The 16180-nt window shown below is 41.3% G+C and carries 16 protein-coding genes; 9 read left to right on the plus strand and 7 right to left on the minus strand.

The annotated features are described in order from the left end of the window. Window positions 1–86 precede the first annotated feature (86 nt). The 4 genes from AB1A65_RS12485 to ytxJ form a co-directional block, all read right to left on the minus strand. Window positions 87–368 carry a hypothetical protein gene (locus AB1A65_RS12485; protein WP_366589611.1) on the minus strand — a complete coding sequence of 94 codons (282 nt, stop codon included), beginning with the start codon at window positions 366–368 and terminating at the stop codon, window positions 87–89. A 391-nt stretch (window positions 369–759) separates the two neighbouring features. Continuing rightward, window positions 760–1077, minus strand: coding sequence for a hypothetical protein (locus AB1A65_RS12490; RefSeq protein WP_366589613.1), 318 nt, complete (start codon window positions 1075–1077; stop codon window positions 760–762). 2 nt (window positions 1078–1079) lie between these two features. Continuing rightward, window positions 1080–2756, minus strand: coding sequence for a hypothetical protein (locus AB1A65_RS12495; protein ID WP_366589615.1), 1677 nt, complete (start codon window positions 2754–2756; stop codon window positions 1080–1082). Window positions 2757–3034: 278 nt separating this feature from the next. Further along, a complete protein-coding gene (gene ytxJ, locus AB1A65_RS12500) occupies window positions 3035–3424 on the minus strand; it encodes a bacillithiol system redox-active protein YtxJ (protein WP_366589618.1) in 390 nt (129 codons plus the stop codon). A 144-nt stretch (window positions 3425–3568) separates the two neighbouring features. Between ytxJ and clpB the strand changes: the two genes are divergently transcribed. The 5 genes from clpB to AB1A65_RS12525 all read left to right on the plus strand — a co-directional run bounded on the left by clpB (window position 3569) and on the right by AB1A65_RS12525 (window position 9910). Continuing rightward, window positions 3569–6169 carry an ATP-dependent chaperone ClpB gene (clpB, locus tag AB1A65_RS12505; RefSeq protein WP_366589620.1) on the plus strand — a complete coding sequence of 867 codons (2601 nt, stop codon included), beginning with the start codon at window positions 3569–3571 and terminating at the stop codon, window positions 6167–6169. Between the two features lie 167 nt (window positions 6170–6336). Next, window positions 6337–7650 carry a gluconate:H+ symporter gene (locus AB1A65_RS12510; RefSeq protein WP_366589622.1) on the plus strand — a complete coding sequence of 438 codons (1314 nt, stop codon included), beginning with the start codon at window positions 6337–6339 and terminating at the stop codon, window positions 7648–7650. 6 nt (window positions 7651–7656) lie between these two features. After that, window positions 7657–8127, plus strand: a complete 471-nt coding sequence (locus AB1A65_RS12515) for a RidA family protein (RefSeq protein WP_366589624.1) — start codon at window positions 7657–7659, stop codon at window positions 8125–8127. 3 nt (window positions 8128–8130) lie between these two features. Next, window positions 8131–9195: a membrane dipeptidase gene (locus AB1A65_RS12520; protein WP_366589626.1), complete on the plus strand. Its 1065-nt coding sequence runs from the start codon at window positions 8131–8133 to the stop codon at window positions 9193–9195. 118 nt (window positions 9196–9313) lie between these two features. Beyond that, window positions 9314–9910, plus strand: coding sequence for a TetR/AcrR family transcriptional regulator (locus AB1A65_RS12525; protein WP_366589628.1), 597 nt, complete (start codon window positions 9314–9316; stop codon window positions 9908–9910). 4 nt (window positions 9911–9914) lie between these two features. Here the strand turns inward: AB1A65_RS12525 and AB1A65_RS12530 are convergent, their stop codons facing one another. Next, window positions 9915–11360 carry a PorP/SprF family type IX secretion system membrane protein gene (locus AB1A65_RS12530; protein ID WP_366589630.1) on the minus strand — a complete coding sequence of 482 codons (1446 nt, stop codon included), beginning with the start codon at window positions 11358–11360 and terminating at the stop codon, window positions 9915–9917. Between the two features lie 74 nt (window positions 11361–11434). Between AB1A65_RS12530 and AB1A65_RS12535 the strand changes: the two genes are divergently transcribed. Further along, window positions 11435–11956, plus strand: coding sequence for a phosphoglycerate mutase family protein (locus AB1A65_RS12535; RefSeq protein ID WP_366589633.1), 522 nt, complete (start codon window positions 11435–11437; stop codon window positions 11954–11956). On the opposite strand, the gene AB1A65_RS12540 is transcribed toward AB1A65_RS12535, so the two are convergent. After that, on the minus strand, window positions 11953–12696 hold the full coding sequence (locus AB1A65_RS12540; protein WP_366589636.1) for a DUF6503 family protein: 744 nt from the start codon (window positions 12694–12696) through the stop codon (window positions 11953–11955). The two genes, AB1A65_RS12535 and AB1A65_RS12540, sit on opposite strands and share 4 nt — an antisense overlap. 80 nt (window positions 12697–12776) lie before the next feature. On the opposite strand from AB1A65_RS12540, the gene smpB reads away from it, so the two are divergent. Next, the gene (gene smpB / locus AB1A65_RS12545; protein ID WP_366589639.1) at window positions 12777–13238 is read left to right on the plus strand and encodes an SsrA-binding protein SmpB; all 462 of its coding nucleotides are present in this window, start codon (window positions 12777–12779) and stop codon (window positions 13236–13238) included. 219 nt (window positions 13239–13457) lie between these two features. Here the strand turns inward: smpB and AB1A65_RS12550 are convergent, their stop codons facing one another. Next, window positions 13458–14099 (minus strand): protein-L-isoaspartate(D-aspartate) O-methyltransferase, encoded by a 642-nt coding sequence (locus tag AB1A65_RS12550; protein WP_366589642.1) that lies wholly within the window; start codon window positions 14097–14099, stop codon window positions 13458–13460. Window positions 14100–14212: 113 nt separating this feature from the next. Between AB1A65_RS12550 and AB1A65_RS12555 the strand changes: the two genes are divergently transcribed. Together AB1A65_RS12555 and AB1A65_RS12560 are read left to right on the plus strand one after the other, a co-directional pair. Continuing rightward, window positions 14213–15178: a Gfo/Idh/MocA family oxidoreductase gene (locus AB1A65_RS12555; protein ID WP_366589644.1), complete on the plus strand. Its 966-nt coding sequence runs from the start codon at window positions 14213–14215 to the stop codon at window positions 15176–15178. A 111-nt stretch (window positions 15179–15289) separates the two neighbouring features. Further along, window positions 15290–16177, plus strand: a complete 888-nt coding sequence (locus tag AB1A65_RS12560) for a 3-hydroxybutyryl-CoA dehydrogenase (protein ID WP_366589647.1) — start codon at window positions 15290–15292, stop codon at window positions 16175–16177. The last annotated feature ends 3 nt before the right edge of the window (window positions 16178–16180 follow it).

Here is a 16180-nt window from a genome sequence, read left to right on the forward strand (position 1 = left end):
ATAGTAGCAAATTAACGATAAATTCCATTAAAAATAGCTACAGTCCCTTATCAAAACTTTTGTAGATACAATACAAAAGAACCCATTTATTCCTTGGGCCTGTTTTGTTCTATCCACTGTTCTAGGTTTCCTATCTTTTCCTTAACGAAGGTTTTCCAATCTGTGTTAAATTGAACATATCCAAGTTCATCCATTTTTTTCATATACCAACTTTTGTAACCTAAACTTATGAATCCAAAATAATCTGGATATTCCATATTCTCTGGCCAAACCTCCTTGATAAATATTGTGGTTTGCTTAACATCTAAGTTTAATTTTTTAATTAAGTCGTGATGTTCACCCCAATGAATAACATGTATAATATCCAATTTTAACAGTTCTCTTATTACATCTAAAACTTCTTTCCGTGCTTTTGGATATTTTAAATCTTCCTCGGAATAATCAAGGGTATTCCAATTTTATTTAAATAATCTACCGTTTCATCGTCGTATGGAAAAAAGTCGGAATATCTTTCAGAAAAAATATCTATTTCTTTCATATTATTGAAATTTAACCACTCTGTTATTTGACCAAATACTATTGAAATGAATTTCAATAGTCCCTTTATATCCTGATGACTATGCCGGAGAAGACCTTAAAGCACGGCTGAAAGGCATTGTATCGCAATATCATATCAGTTTAATTAAAGGAAAATATCCCGGCAAAATTGCTGAGGATTTTTGTTAAGATTATTGTCTATCTCCCAATAACATTATTTTATCATGGTTCATCTTCCCATTTTCCCGTTTTAGAGCTAAAAATCAATTGCTTGTCAAAACCTATGTTAAAATAGATGCGGTAATCCGTATCAGTAATTTTTTCATAATACGGCCCTTCCCCCATTTCTACATTTGAATGGTCTATATCCTTTATTGTTTCTGGGAGCGAATCATTTTTTTTCTTGTATGCTTCAATTTTTAGAATGAGTGCCTCTCCTTCTCTTTCATGGTCATTTCTCTCGGATATCCTAAATGTAAAGATGCTTCCGATAAATAATAAGATAGCAATACCTATTGAAATTATTACTTTTTTCTTCATACCTATGGATTTGTAGAAATATAAACTGGAGTTGTAGTTTCATTCGTTCTTGAAGGTTTATTTTTGGAATCAGCTTGAGGTAGTTTCCAATAATTTGGTGCCAAATTAGGAGTAGTAGTCTCTAGTTCATCCGTAAAGAATTGTTTCAACTGTTCTGAAAAAGTTTTGTTGCTGGATTCATTGAAAAATTCAACAGCAAATACAGCTCCATATTTGTCACTGGGTAAATCTTCATAACTATAAGCAGAATGACTTGCAACCAGTCTGTCACTTGCTTCTTGACGATAACCGTCCTGTACAGCTTCTCCTATTGGATTAGATTTTCCATCCAATTTGTATTTATAAGCTTTTCCCGCATAAAACATAAAATGAGCCATATCAATCCAACCTCCTTTCCTAGTATAAATATATCTACCTTTTTTGTTGTTAAAATAGCCCGTTTGTGTAGGTAAAGGCCGCATTTGTTTCCAATTAAATTCAGTTTCACCTAAGCTCTTCAAATAATCACCAGCTTGCTTACCTTTGTATTTACCAACCCTTCTTGGACTATTGTCTAACAAGTTTACGAAATCGGAGATTACACCGACATAATTTTTTACAGGTTCTTCATCAAAAGAATTACTTGTTGGTACTTTTAGCAATTCAATAAATTCTTTTATAAAAGACTTTGTTCTTTCATTTTTATTACTGGATCTCCAATATTTTGAAAGTTCTTCTACAAATACTCTATTTTTAGAAATGTTCAATACGTTCTGCTGCGATTGTGTTAGTCCAACTTCTATAGTAAGACTTTTCACAAGCAGCTTTGTACGGCTGGCCATGTTGGCGGCCACCCCTCCCAGAGCACCCGGACATTTGGTGCAGCCCCTGTCTGTGGCCTTGTTGTCCGCCTTGGTAGAGACTTCGTAGATAATTTGGCACTCCCCGGGATGCTCACATTTGCTGCCACTACCGTAGGTAAAGGTCCTGCCATCGGGCACCACATGGTACACCGTCACCGAAATGGTGTACGAGGCCGTGGTTGGACTTGGAAGACCGCCACTGCTTGGTGCACCGCCCCTGTTACCCCCTGCACCACTACTGCTGGAACCATTTGTAACATTTGTCCGGATGCATGGAATGGGGTCACCATTGCTGTCATGTTCGGCACAGATATCTTTGGAAAGGGAACCGTCACCAAAAAGTTGGTCAAAGGGGTACATGCTTATCGTACCCACAAACGCCAAGGGGTCAAATCCACTTTCTTCAAATGCTTCATAGTATTCAGGGTCGCAGACATAATGAAAGACCACGGGTTCCTGTGGCTGGCCGTCCACCGACTCGCCCACTACCAGATTGTAAAATTCATTTTCCGCACTGTTGGGTAGGGTAAAGTGGAACGAATAGTTGGATTGTCCAAGGGAATCATTGACCCTAATTACTTCCTCGGCAATAGTGGCGCTATCATCTTTTCCATTGGCAGAGGCTTTAAAAATATCCTTGCCCGCGCGGGAGCTCAGGAAATCCGTAATCTTTGGGATTCCTTCCATGTCAACGGAATTCAGGCTGTAAGGACCTTCCTTAGCGTTGACATCTTGATTGGTTTCCAGAACCAACGGTTCTTCCTTTTCACAGGAAAAAAGTAGGGATAAAACAAAAAATAAGGTTGCAGCAAACTTTGGGAAAGCATACTTTCTCATGATAAGTAGGTGTTAAAATGTTAGATTGGGGATGCTGCAATTGCAAGCTAAAAAAATTCATTTTAATGCCATTGCGGAAAAACCTTAATATTTCCGGGGTTTTTCTTTAAGGAAAAATCTCTCAAAAATGATACTGGAAAAAATCAGTTTAATTAAACTTAATGTCGCATCGAGCTGTCATCTTGAGCGCAGTCGAAAGAACAGTCGAGATGCAAAATGTTCTCGACTGCGCCTGTCTGCCGACAAAGGCAGGCTCGAACTGACAATTTCCCATTCTCCTATAAATAGTCTTTTAGATTTACTTCAGCAATCGCCCCATGCGAAGTATGAAAAATTAATTTACCATTTTTGATGATAAGTAATTGTGGGGATTCATGCCGCACTCCAAATTGGGATTCCACGGCATTTGAAATATCTCTGTGGGATTGTATGGTCAAAAAATACAAATCGCAATCCGTATCCATCTCATACGCATCACTGAACATCCGTAAGGTCATGCTGCTAATGCCACAGGTCATGGAATGCTTATATATGACTTGGGCTTTTTTCTTCGATTTTTCTACAAGCTCATCCAACTGCCTCAAAGACTCTAAATGAATCCAAGGTAATTGGTTTTTTTCCTCTGCCGATTTCTCCCTCTTTCCGAAGACACTGTCAAATATTCCCATGGTGCAAATTTAAGGCTTATGTCGGGAACCCCGAAAAAGCTTACAGACTGACGAAATGTCCTGTATTTTTTGGGACTTAACAGACATTTTGACTGTTGTTAAGCAATGGTAAGGTTGTTGACTCCTATCCAGAAAACAAAGACTATGAACTTTAATAATTTTACTATAAAATCACAAGAGGCAGTTCAGAGGGCACAACAATTGGCCCAAGAATTTGGCCATCAACAAATAGAGAACGAACACCTGTTCAAGGCCATTGGTGAGGTCGATGAAAACGTACTGCCCTTCATTTTGAAGAAATTAAATGTGAACGTAAATCTTCTCAACCAAATCTTGGATAAGGAACTTCAGAGCTTTTCCAAAGTGTCTGGAGGTGAAATCATGCTTTCCAGGGAAGCTGGAAAAACCATGAACGAAGCAAGTATCGTTGCAAAAAACATGGGCGATGAATTCGTGTCCGTGGAGCATTTGCTACTTGCCATTTTCAAATCAAAAAGTAAAGTTTCCCAAATTCTCAAAGATCAAGGTGTTACTGAGAAAGACCTCAACACTGCCATCCAAGAATTGCGCAAAGGTGGGAAGGTGACTTCACAAAGCGCCGAAGAAACCTATAATTCCCTTGATAAATATGCCAAAAACCTCAACCAACTAGCTGATAGCGGCAAGTTGGACCCCGTAATTGGTAGGGACGAAGAAATCCGAAGGGTTTTGCAAATCTTGTCCCGTAGAACCAAAAACAACCCCATGTTGGTCGGTGAACCGGGTGTAGGTAAAACGGCCATCGCCGAAGGTTTGGCGCACAGAATCGTACAAGGGGACGTCCCAGAAAACCTAAAAGAGAAAACCCTTTATTCTTTGGATATGGGTGCTTTGATTGCCGGTGCAAAATACAAGGGTGAGTTTGAGGAGCGCTTGAAGGCCGTTATCAAGGAGGTCACCTCCTCAGATGGTAATATTGTCCTCTTTATTGATGAAATCCACACGCTTGTGGGTGCCGGAGGCGGACAGGGTGCCATGGATGCTGCCAACATCTTGAAACCTGCCTTGGCTAGAGGGGAACTTCGTGCCATTGGAGCCACCACTTTGGATGAGTACCAAAAATACTTTGAAAAGGACAAAGCCTTGGAGCGTAGGTTTCAAAAAGTAATGGTAGATGAGCCCGATACGGAAAGTGCCATCTCCATCTTGCGAGGAATCAAGGAAAAATATGAAGCACACCACAAGGTTCGTATAAAAGATGAAGCCGTCATTGGCGCTGTGGAGTTGTCACAACGCTATATCACCAACCGGTTTTTACCCGATAAGGCCATTGATCTTATGGATGAAGCTGCTTCCAAACTTCGCATGGAAATCAACTCCAAACCCGAAGAACTGGATGTCTTGGACCGAAAAATCATGCAGTTGGAGATTGAGATTGAGGCCATAAAACGCGAAAATGATAAGGACAAGTTAAAGGCCTTAAACTTAGAATTGGCAAATCTTAAGGAAGACCGCAAAGAAATTTTCGCCAAATGGGAAAGTGAAAAAACCGTGGTGGACAATATCCAAAAGACAAAACAGGATATTGAGGATTATAAATTGGAGGCTGAACGCGCCGAAAGAAACGGTGATTATGGAAAAGTGGCCGAGCTTCGCTACGGAAAGATTAAGGAGGCTCAAGAAAAACTGGATAAATTGGAAGATGAACTTGAAGAGCAGCAAACTGCGGGTACATTGATCAAGGAAGAAGTGACTTATGAGGATATTGCAGAGGTAGTGGCCAAATGGACCGGAATTCCCGTAACCAAAATGATGCAGAGTGAGCGTGAAAAACTCTTGAAACTGGAAGATGTGCTCCATAAGCGCGTGGTTGGTCAAGATGAGGCTATTATAGCTGTTTCAGATGCCATTCGCAGAAGCAGAGCCGGATTGCAAGACGAGAAAAAACCTATTGGTTCGTTCCTTTTCTTGGGGACTACCGGTGTGGGTAAAACGGAATTGGCCAAAACCCTTGCGGCTTATCTGTTTGATGATGAAAATGCTATCACCCGGATAGATATGAGCGAGTACCAAGAACGCCACTCCGTTAGCCGATTGGTGGGAGCACCTCCAGGGTATGTGGGCTATGACGAAGGCGGTCAGTTGACCGAAGCGGTTCGCAGAAAGCCCTACTCTGTGATTCTGTTGGATGAGATTGAAAAAGCACACCCTGATACCTTCAACATCTTGCTGCAAGTTTTGGACGAAGGAAGGTTGACCGACAATAAAGGCCGAGTGGCCGATTTCAAGAATTCGATCATCATTATGACGAGCAACATGGGCAGTCATATTATCCAAGAGAAGTTTGAAGATGCTTCGGATATGGAAAGTGCTTCGGAATCAGCCCGGGCTGAAGTGATGGGGTTGTTGCGTAAGACCATTCGTCCCGAATTTTTAAATCGAATAGACGACATTATTATGTTTGCTCCATTGAACAAGGCTGATATCAAGGCTATTGTGGAACTTCAATTAAATGGATTGAAGAAGCTGTTGTCCAAGCAGCACATTACGCTAGATGCCACCCAAGAGGCCATCGCTTATCTGGCTGCCAAGGGGTACGATCCCCAATATGGTGCGCGACCTGTAAAGCGATTGATTCAGAAAGAAGTGTTGAACAATCTTTCCAAAGAACTGCTTTCAGGAAACATTACATCGGATAGCGTGGTACTTTTGGATTCCTTCGATGATGAACTTGTATTTCGAAATCAAGGGGAGTTGATAGAATAATTTTTCAACATAATTTTATTCAGGAAAGCCTTCTCCGCCTTTGCGGGGGAGGTTTTTGTTTTCTTAAAACCCAGAGCTTGCAGTTTGAAATCAAAAACCAATATCCTTCATTTGGTTTAAATCCTTATTTTAGCCTACAGCTCACAACTACAAACAACCATCCAAATATGCCAATCGTAATTGCCGTTCTAGGTATTCTTCTGCTCTTTCTTTTGATCGCCAAATTTAAACTTAACACCTTCCTCGCCTTTATCATCGTTTGTCTTTTCGTAGGAATTTTTCAAGGGATGGAATTGGGCAATTTGGTAAATTCCATTCAAAGGGGTATCGGAAACACCTTGGGGTTTTTGGTTTTGATTTTGGGCCTTGGTGCCATGTTGGGAAAACTGGTAGCCGATAGTGGTGCTGCCCAACAGATTACCACACAGTTGGTAAATAAATTTGGAATAAAGCATGTGCAATGGGCCATGGTCCTGACTGGTTTTATTGTCGGAATCCCAATGTTCTACTCCGTAGGCTTTGTTATTCTGATTCCCTTGGTATTTACAGTAGCCATTTCAACTGGGCTACCATTACTGTATGTGGGACTGCCAATGCTTACCTCACTTTCGGTGACTCATGGGTACCTTCCACCCCACCCTGCACCCACGGCGATAGCAGCTATGTTTGATGCAGATATTGGAAAAACATTACTATATGGACTTATAATTGCGGTGCCTGCCATTCTTGTTGCCGGTCCTTTGTTTGCCCGTACCATTAAAAATATTGAAGCAAAACCCCTTAAAGAATTTTACAATCCCAATATCATTCCAAAGGAAGAATTGCCATCCACCTTTACAAGTATTTTTACCGCACTTTCTCCAATTTTATTGATTGGAATTGCCATTGCAGCCGAAAATTTTCTGGAAGAAGGTCTTTTGAGAAACATCCTAACCTTCATTGGAAACCCGGTCATTGCATTGTTGATTTCTGTTTTATTAGCCATCTATACGTTGGGATTGGCCAAAGGCAAGGACATGTCAAACCTGATGGATTCCATTTCGTCCTCTGTTTCCAGCATCACCATGATTTTGTTGATTATTGCCGGTGCAGGAGCACTGAAAGAGGTGTTGATTGACAGCCATGTAAGTGATTATATTGCCGATAGCCTCAAAGGCTCCAGCATATCGCCCTTGGTTTTGGCTTGGTTGATCGCTACCGCCATTCGGGTGAGTGTGGGTTCAGCTACCGTTGCCGGATTGACGGCGGCGGGAATTGTGCTTCCCTTGGCATCAGGCACGGGAACAAGCCCCGAATTGATGGTTTTGGCAATTGGTTCGGGAAGCTTAATGCTCTCACATGTCAATGACACCGGATTTTGGATGTTCAAGGAATATTTCAATCTCTCGGTAAAAGAAACCCTGTCCACGTGGACGGTTATGGAAACCTTGGTAGGGGTTATGGGCCTCCTTGGCGTACTTGCTTTAAATATGATAATTTAACAAAACATGAATACTTCACCTTCAAAACGAGTTGAAGAATTGGAACTTCAACTACCACCTGCTCCGCCACCTGCTGGAGTATATAGACCCATATTGGTCGTAGATAATTTTCTGTATGTTTCAGGACAAGGCACCGTCAATCTGGATGGTTCCCTAATGAAAGGGCGCGCTGGGGATGACTTGGATGCAGATCAGGCAAAATTGGCGGCCAGACAAGTGGGATTAACCATGCTATCGACCATCATTACACATTTTGGTAGTTTGGATAAAATCAAAAGAGTGGTCAAAGTACTGGGAATGGTCAATTGCACCCCAGATTTTGGAAAACATCCGTATGTCATCAATGGTTTTAGTGAATTAATGGCCGACGTATTCGGAGAAGAAAATGGTATTGGGGTTCGTAGCGCCGTAGGCATGATGCTTCCAGAGAACATCCCCGTTGAGATTGAAGCCATGTTTGAACTTCATCAAGACTAAACCATGTTCATATTTGATGCACACCTAGATCTTGCCATGAATGCCATGGAGTGGAACCGCGACCTTACCTTGCCCGTTTCAGAAATCCGGGAACGAGAAAAAGGAAAAACGGATAAACCGGACCGCGGCAATACTACTGTTTCCTTCCCAGCTATGCGAAAAGGCAATGTTGGACTTTGCGTAGCCACACAGATTGCTCGGTATGTAAAAAAGGAAAATCCACTTCCGGGCTGGCATTCCCAGCATCAGGCGTGGGCACAGACCCAAGGACAATTGGCATGGTACAAAGCCATGGAAAAAGCAGGGGAAATGGTTCAAATCAGAGATACAGAAGGTTTGGAAAACCATTTCAAATTGTGGGAAAGTAACAAAGGAAAAAAGGCCATTGGCTACATTTTAAGTCTTGAAGGTGCTGATTCCATTGTGGATTTAAGCTATTTGGAGAAATCGCATGAATCTGGGTTGAGGGCTATCGGCCCAGCACATTACGGTCCAGGAGTTTATGCCCATGGCACGGATTCTGTTGGTGGAATTGGTGTCAAAGGACGGGAACTGCTGAAAAAAATAGAGGAACTCAATCTTATTTTGGATGCTACGCATTTGTGCGACATGAGCTTTTGGGAAACCATGGATGTTTACAATGGTCCGGTCTGGGCAAGTCATCAGCTTTGCCGAAAATTTGTGGACCACAACCGTCAGTTTTCGGATGAGCAACTCAAGGAGTTAATTTCAAGAAAAGCGGTAATTGGAATTGCGCTGGATGCCTGGATGATGGTTCCGAATTGGGTACGAGGAAAATCAGACCCAAAAGAAATGGGCGTCAATTTGGAAATTATGATCAACAATATGGACCATATTTGCCAATTGGCCGGAAACACCGACCATGTAGGTATCGGAACCGATTTGGATGGTGGTTTCGGTACAGAGCAAGGACCTTATGATGTGGATACTATTTCGGATTTACAGAAGATCCCAGCATTGTTGTCCCAGAGAGGTTATTCAGAAACCGATATTCAGAAAATCACGAGTCAGAACTTCATCAATTTCTTAAAAAGAGTCTGGAGATAATTGGGCGTGAGCATAAAAAAAGCCCTAACTCTGTTAAAATAGTGGCTTTACAGGACGAGGATACCAAACAGTATATGTTTTTTTATATCTTAGTTCCACCCAACACCGACCAGCCACCATGACCAAAAAAGCAGAACGTACCACAGCATATATCATTGAGACGGTCGCGCCCATATTCAATAAATTTGGATACGTGGGCACCAGTATGAGCGACCTCACCGAAGCTACAGGGCTTACCAAAGGGGCCATTTATGGGAATTTTGAAAACAAGGAGGCTCTTGCGCTTTCTGCTTTTGAATACAATCAAAAACAATTATTGGCAGCGATTGATGAAAAGTTGAATGTTGACGGAACCGCTTTGGATAAGCTTTTCTCATTAATGCATTTTTATAAGCAGTATGATGTGTTTTCACTTCCCATGGGAGGTTGCCCCATTCTCAATGTAGGCGTGGATGCGCAAAGCAACAACAATCTTCTATCTGCTGCGGTAAAAGAGACCATTAAGGAGATTGAAGGAAAAATAGCCCTTGTTCTGGAAAATGGGGTCAATAAAAACGAAATTCACCTACCCGTCCCTCCTTTACAGTTTGCGAAACAATTGTTCACCATGGTACAAGGAGCCATTGCTATGAGCACCATGACCCGTGATCGCAAGTACCTCATCAACACCATTACCTATTTGGAACATTTGGTGAATCGGGAAATCAAAAAATAGGTGACTAGTTACCCCTTACCCTAAAAATCCATGTTTTTTCCGTGTATTTGCCCCCATATCGGCTATCTCGTGCCTTTCGAGCCTCTTCCATTGTATCATACCGTTGCAAGTACACATAATTGAACTTGTTCGTATCTCGATAAAAAGACCCCGGATCCAATCCTCTGGCCTTAAGGCTGAGCATAAAACTTTCATAATACTTCTTGGTTCCAAACACATTGGCTATAAGATAAAAACCAGGTTCTAAACCTTCTGCTTTGGCTACTTCCTCATAGCGTTCATTAGGTCGTAGCTCAACCTCCTGGGTTTGCAACTTGGCCAAGCTATCCTTTTGTTTTTGTTCCCTCAATCGCAAAGCAGCTAATTGCGCTTGGGCAATGGAATCTTTCGCCCTTTGTTCTTCCCTAAAAAGTTTTTTCTGTGCCTCTTCCTTTTTTATAGCCTCTTGTTCCTTTAATTCTTGCATTCTAGACTCTTCCTCCATTCGTTCTTTAGCCGAAGCAATGTCTTTTTCAATATCAAACCCAACCACTTTGGCTCTATTGTCTGTTCTTCCAAATTGATAGGAAGCAACCAACTCAATGGTAGAGTTCTCTCCGCTCAAATCAGCATCCGTCCCAAATTCCATTAATCCTCCAATGGAAAAAGTATTGGCAATGGTCACGCCTACTCCTCCAGAAGCTCCATAAAAACTGTTATACCCACCCTGCACCCAAAACTTTGGGGTGGATAGCAAGGTGTTGAGCCCAAATTGGGTATCCTGACCTGCAATTGATTTGACATACACCAATGGACGCACAAAACTGGTCCCCCAAGCGGGAAATAATCCCACATTGAAATCGTTGCTCAATGTCCCTGTTACGATTTGAAAATTTTCTAAGCTATCCTGACTTTCGGATAAATTGAATCCAAATCCATTTTCAAAAGCAAGGCCCGCACTAAATTGGTTGACATTTAATCGAACTGCTGGCGAAAACTGAAGGATAAAATCCTTTCTACTTTGTAGTTCAGGCAAGTCGATATCTTGGTCAGGCACAAAACGGTCATCAGCCAATGTATTCTGGAATGCAAATAGGTTCATCCCCGCCAAAAGCTCAACACCTTCATCCAGAGTAAAAGTATGCACGTAGTTGAGGTTGGCCCCTGTATTCAAGAAAATCCCTGTATTATGCTGTAGAAACCCTACTGCAACAGCTGATGTAGTATTAATTTGATGGGAATAATTGGCAAAAATAGTAGTAGGGTCCCCATCAATGGACTGCCATTGCCAACGCGTCCAAATGGAAAATGAATTGGGGTTGTTCCAATCCGAAGCATAAGTGGCATTCAGTAGATTTGCATTGAATTGGGTCAGTGCATGTTGACGGAAATCGGGTGGTAAATCTGGCTCTTGCGCCCATCCAACAACAGACAAGAATCCCAACAGTGAACAAAGCAAAAATCTAAGCATACAGTAAAATAGAAAATTAAACGTTACTTTTAAATGAGATTTAGATGAACTAAGGGAAACTTTAGATAAATACTATGCGAATAACTAAACTCTTAATTGCATTTGCAATTATTATTGGAAGTATCGGCTGCAAAAAAGATACGAAAATTGTAGAAGACCCAGTGGTCTCCACTTATTATTTTATAAGACATGCTGAAAAGGATCGAACCGACCCTGATAATCCCGATCCTGAGTTAAATCAAGACGGTCTGGATAGGGCTATCCGCTGGGCAGAAGTCTTTGACCCGATTGAAATCGACGTGATTTACTCCACCAATTACGAACGCACCTCCATGACGGCTGCCCCGACATCGGTAAAAAAGAACATTGATGTGAAATATTATGACCCCGATACTGTGGATATCGAGCAATTCAAAGCAGAAAATGAAGGGCTCAATGTTTTGGTCGTAGGCCATAGCAACACCACGCCTGCTTTTGTGAATAAAGTGATTGGGGTTGAAAAATATAATGCCATGGACGATGACGATAATAGCAGTCTGTTTATCGTGCGTATCATTGATGGTGTCCCCACAGATATTCGTCTAAAAATGGATTAATCCGCTTCTACTCCAATATTGGTAAGTTCTATTTTGGATAGAAGTTCCAACTCGCCTTTATTGAACAGTTCTCCGATTTCTAAAATGTCAGAATCTTCATTTTTAGGCTTGTAATTGTCGTAATCCACAAAACGGATTCCATTTACGTAACGCTCGTTGTAAGCCTTCCTGAAACGTTGGCCACCTCCATCCACATGAAAGCTATACGCTAGATAGCTTGGTTTAAAATCCTCCACATCAATCCAATACACATAAACATCGTCATAATCATCTCCGCCGCCGTTTTGGTCAAAAGTAACTTTGATTTTATAATGTTCCTTGCCCTCAATGGTTTCCTTTCCTAAAAGCTGTTTATTCACTGCAGCATCGTTTAAGCCATACGGAAGTCGAGCAAAATAATGCACTGAGTTTACTGAATTGGCATATCTATTGGCGATGGAATCCGGAACATCCACTAGGGAATCATTCATAAAACGTCGAAACTCATCTCCTGTTTTTACATCAGTGATGGTAACCGAATTCACTTGAAAAATACGTTTAAGCACCTTTTTACCATTGCTATTTTCAGAAACATACTTCCTGTCCCGAAACTCAAAAGAGGTTGAGTGGTTTTCATATAGCTTTCCACCACTGTTTTCAATGGATTTATCTACAATTTGCTGGGCGGTAAGTGGAGCTTTTGGTTTTTCTTTACAAGCTAAAGACAAAAGCAAGATGAGGGAAGCTAAGACTTTTTTCATGGTTTGGTTTTTATAGATAATCGTAAAATCTCCCCTAACATTACAATTTTCTTGGCAAAGAGTTTATATTTTTGCCCACAATGCAAAAAAACATCAACATAAAAAACCGAAGGGCCCGATTCGATTACGAGATTTTGGATACCTATACCGCTGGAATTGTGCTAGGGGGTACCGAAATCAAATCTCTTCGTTTGGGGAAAGCGTCCATATCCCAAAGTTTTTGTGAGTTCAATGACAAAGCAGAACTTTTTGTCATCAACATGCAGATTGATGAGTACAGTTACGGCGGCCATTATAATCACAAACCCAAAGCGGAACGGAAACTGCTACTGAACCGTAGGGAATTGAAAAAGCTTCAAAAAGAAGTCACCACAAGCGGAAATACTATTATCCCCTTAAATCTTTTCATCAACGACAGAGGGCTTGCCAAAATGAATATTGGTCTCGCGAAGGGCAAGAAACTGTACGATAAACGGGAAACCATCAAAGATCGCGACAGCAAACGTAATCTAGCTCGAATTAAAAAGAGTTTCAATAACTGATTGGGTTAGCTAGTTATTCAGTTATTGGGTTACTCTGTTATTAGGTTACTGACCCTTATCTTTTTTCTTGATTCTTGAACTTGAACTTGTTTTTGTTCTTGGAATTTGTTGATTTGGTTATTCGTTTATTTTGTTATTTAGTTACTGTCTTTCCTCTTATTTCTTATTTCTTATTTCTTGATTCTTGAACTTGAGCTTGAGCTAGAACTTGAGCCCTAATCAATTCTTATCTTCAAGCAGCGGTACAAAACGGAATGCACCCAATTCCTTTTTTTCAAACTCTTTTTCGGATTTACGTACAAAAAGCGTCATCACCTGTTCGTTATCACCCACAGGAATTACAAGCCTACCTCCCACTTTGAGTTGAGACATCAAGGGTTTTGGAACTTCAGGTGCACCAGCAGTAACAATGATACTGTCAAAAGGAGCTTCCTCTGGAAGACCTTTATAACCATCCCCAAATATTAGTTTTTTAGGTCGGTAGTGCATTTTATTGAAAAACAATCGCGTTTTTTTAAAAAGTTCCAATTGTCGCTCAATTGTATACACTTTAGCCTTTAAATGAAGTAATACCGCCGTTTGATACCCACTTCCTGTACCAATCTCCAAAATCTTGTCATTGGGTTTTACCTGTAATAATTCAGTTTGAAACGCCACGGTGTACGGTTGCGAGATAGTCTGTTCGGCACTGATGGGAAATGCCTTATCTTGATATGCATGGTCCTCAAAACTGCTATCCAAAAATAAATGTCGAGGTATCGCTTTTATGGCGCTCAGCACCTTTTTGTCCTGTATTCCTTTGGCTTCCAACAATTCCGCCAATTTATTTCGCATACCCCTATGCTTGTGTGTATCCTTCATGGTTTTGGTCTGGTACACGAATTTAAAAAGTTCTTCAAAAACTTTACGGACAGTTAGCGTGTTATTTTTATGAAGAGTGGCTCCATATCCGTATTTTTGAAAAAAACAGAGATATGTTAAAAGTTGGTGTCCTGGGCGCAGGACATTTGGGAAAAATTCACCTTCGGCTCCTAAACCAGTCCGACCAGTACCAACTCATTGGTTTTTATGACCCCGATGAAATCAATGCCAAAAAAGTGGCGGCCGAGTTCGGATACACCTATTTTGAAAACATCAATACCTTGATGGACGCAGTGGATGTAGTGGACATTGTAACCCCCACCCTTTCCCATTTTGACTGTGCCAAAAAAGCCATTGAAAAAGGAAAGCATATTTTCATTGAAAAACCCATCACCAATACTTTTGAAGAAGCCCAACAGCTGTTGGAGTTATCGCAAAAACACGGAATAAAGGGCCAGGTTGGTCATGTGGAACGCTTCAACCCCGCATTTTTGGCCGTAAAGGACAAGATTGAAAACCCTATGTTCATTGAGACCCACCGTTTGGCCGAATTCAATCCAAGGGGTACAGATGTTCCTGTGGTGTTGGACCTAATGATTCATGATATTGATGCCATACTGAGCGTTGTTCATTCCGAAGTAAAACAAATCAATGCTAGCGGAGTTTCCGTAATTAGCAATTCACCCGACATTGCAAATGCCCGCGTGGAATTTGAGAATGGATGTGTGGCCAATCTTACCGCAAGCCGTATTTCTTTGAAAAACATGCGAAAATCTCGCTTCTTCCAGAAAGATGCATACATTTCTATTGATTTTTTAGAGAAAAAGGTGGAAGTGGTCAAAATGAAGGATGCGCCAGAACAACCGGGCGATTTTGATATGATCCTCCAGAATGCCGAAGGTGAGAAAAAACAAATCTATTTTGAAAATCCCGAAATTGAAATCAACAATGCCATTCTGGACGAGCTGGAAACCTTTGCAGATGCCATCAACAATAATACAACCCCAGTGGTGTCCTTGGAGCAAGGAACCAAGGCATTGCAAGTGGCCCTTCAGATTATTGAATCATTTAAAAAGTAGCATGGTCGTCAGTTCAAGCTATCATCTTGGGCGTGTCACATCGAGCGCCCGCCTGCGGCAGGCAGGCAGTCGAGATGCAGACGAGGATGGCAAAACCCTAATCAAAATACTATGAAAAAAATAGCAGTTATAGGTGCAGGAACCATGGGGAACGGAATTGCCCATGTTTTTGCACAAACCGGATTTCATGTTCATTTAATTGATATAGCCCAAGCTTCTTTGGATAAAGGCCTGGCCACCATCACCAAAAACCTGGACCGCTTAATGACCAAAGAAGTTATTGATCAAGCTAAAAAGGAAGCTACATTGGGTAACATTTCAACCTTTACAAATCTTAAGGAAGGAGTCTCCAAAGTGGATTTGGTAGTTGAAGCTGCAACAGAAAACTTGAATGTTAAACTTCAGATTTTCAAGGATTTGGACGAAGTGTGTTCAACAGAAACCATTTTGGCCACCAACACTTCCTCCATTTCAATCACCCAAATTGCGGCGGCTACACAACGCCCTGAAAAGGTCATTGGTATGCATTTTATGAACCCAGTGCCCATTATGAAATTGGTGGAAATCATTCGTGGGTACAGTACTTCTGATGAAGTGACCCAAACCATCATGGAACTTTCCAAAAAACTGGGTAAAACCCCAACCGAAGTCAATGATTATCCCGGCTTTGTGGCCAATCGAATTTTGATGCCAATGATCAATGAAGCCATTGAAACACTTTATAATGGCGTGGCTGGTGTTGAGGAAATCGACACAGTGATGAAATTGGGCATGGCACATCCTATGGGTCCTCTTCAATTAGCGGATTTTATAGGGTTGGATGTCTGCCACTCAATCTTGAACGTGATGTACAACGGTTTCAAAAATCCAAAATATGCCCCTTGCCCTTTGTTGGTGAACATGGTCATGGCCGGAAAACTGGGCGTGAAATCGGGAGAAGGATTTTACGATTATTCAGAATCCCGAAAAGCAGAAAAAGTCTCGACACAATTTAAATAGACC

This window comes from Allomuricauda sp. ANG21, from assembly GCF_040705235.1.
Lineage (GTDB): Bacteria > Bacteroidota > Bacteroidia > Flavobacteriales > Flavobacteriaceae > Flagellimonas > Flagellimonas marina.

Coding starts and splice junctions, on each gene's coding strand:
- AB1A65_RS12490 (WP_366589613.1), bottom strand. CDS start 1,077: ATGAAGAAAAAAGTAATAATTTCAATAGGTATTGCTATCTTATTATTT.
- AB1A65_RS12495 (WP_366589615.1), bottom strand. CDS start 2,756: ATGAGAAAGTATGCTTTCCCAAAGTTTGCTGCAACCTTATTTTTTGTT.
- ytxJ (WP_366589618.1), bottom strand. CDS start 3,424: ATGGGAATATTTGACAGTGTCTTCGGAAAGAGGGAGAAATCGGCAGAG.
- clpB (WP_366589620.1), top strand. CDS start 3,569: ATGAACTTTAATAATTTTACTATAAAATCACAAGAGGCAGTTCAGAGG.
- AB1A65_RS12510 (WP_366589622.1), top strand. CDS start 6,337: ATGCCAATCGTAATTGCCGTTCTAGGTATTCTTCTGCTCTTTCTTTTG.
- AB1A65_RS12515 (WP_366589624.1), top strand. CDS start 7,657: ATGAATACTTCACCTTCAAAACGAGTTGAAGAATTGGAACTTCAACTA.
- AB1A65_RS12520 (WP_366589626.1), top strand. CDS start 8,131: ATGTTCATATTTGATGCACACCTAGATCTTGCCATGAATGCCATGGAG.
- AB1A65_RS12525 (WP_366589628.1), top strand. CDS start 9,314: ATGACCAAAAAAGCAGAACGTACCACAGCATATATCATTGAGACGGTC.
- AB1A65_RS12530 (WP_366589630.1), bottom strand. CDS start 11,360: ATGCTTAGATTTTTGCTTTGTTCACTGTTGGGATTCTTGTCTGTTGTT.
- AB1A65_RS12535 (WP_366589633.1), top strand. CDS start 11,435: ATGCGAATAACTAAACTCTTAATTGCATTTGCAATTATTATTGGAAGT.
- AB1A65_RS12540 (WP_366589636.1), bottom strand. CDS start 12,696: ATGAAAAAAGTCTTAGCTTCCCTCATCTTGCTTTTGTCTTTAGCTTGT.
- smpB (WP_366589639.1), top strand. CDS start 12,777: ATGCAAAAAAACATCAACATAAAAAACCGAAGGGCCCGATTCGATTAC.
- AB1A65_RS12550 (WP_366589642.1), bottom strand. CDS start 14,099: ATGAAGGATACACACAAGCATAGGGGTATGCGAAATAAATTGGCGGAA.
- AB1A65_RS12555 (WP_366589644.1), top strand. CDS start 14,213: ATGTTAAAAGTTGGTGTCCTGGGCGCAGGACATTTGGGAAAAATTCAC.
- AB1A65_RS12560 (WP_366589647.1), top strand. CDS start 15,290: ATGAAAAAAATAGCAGTTATAGGTGCAGGAACCATGGGGAACGGAATT.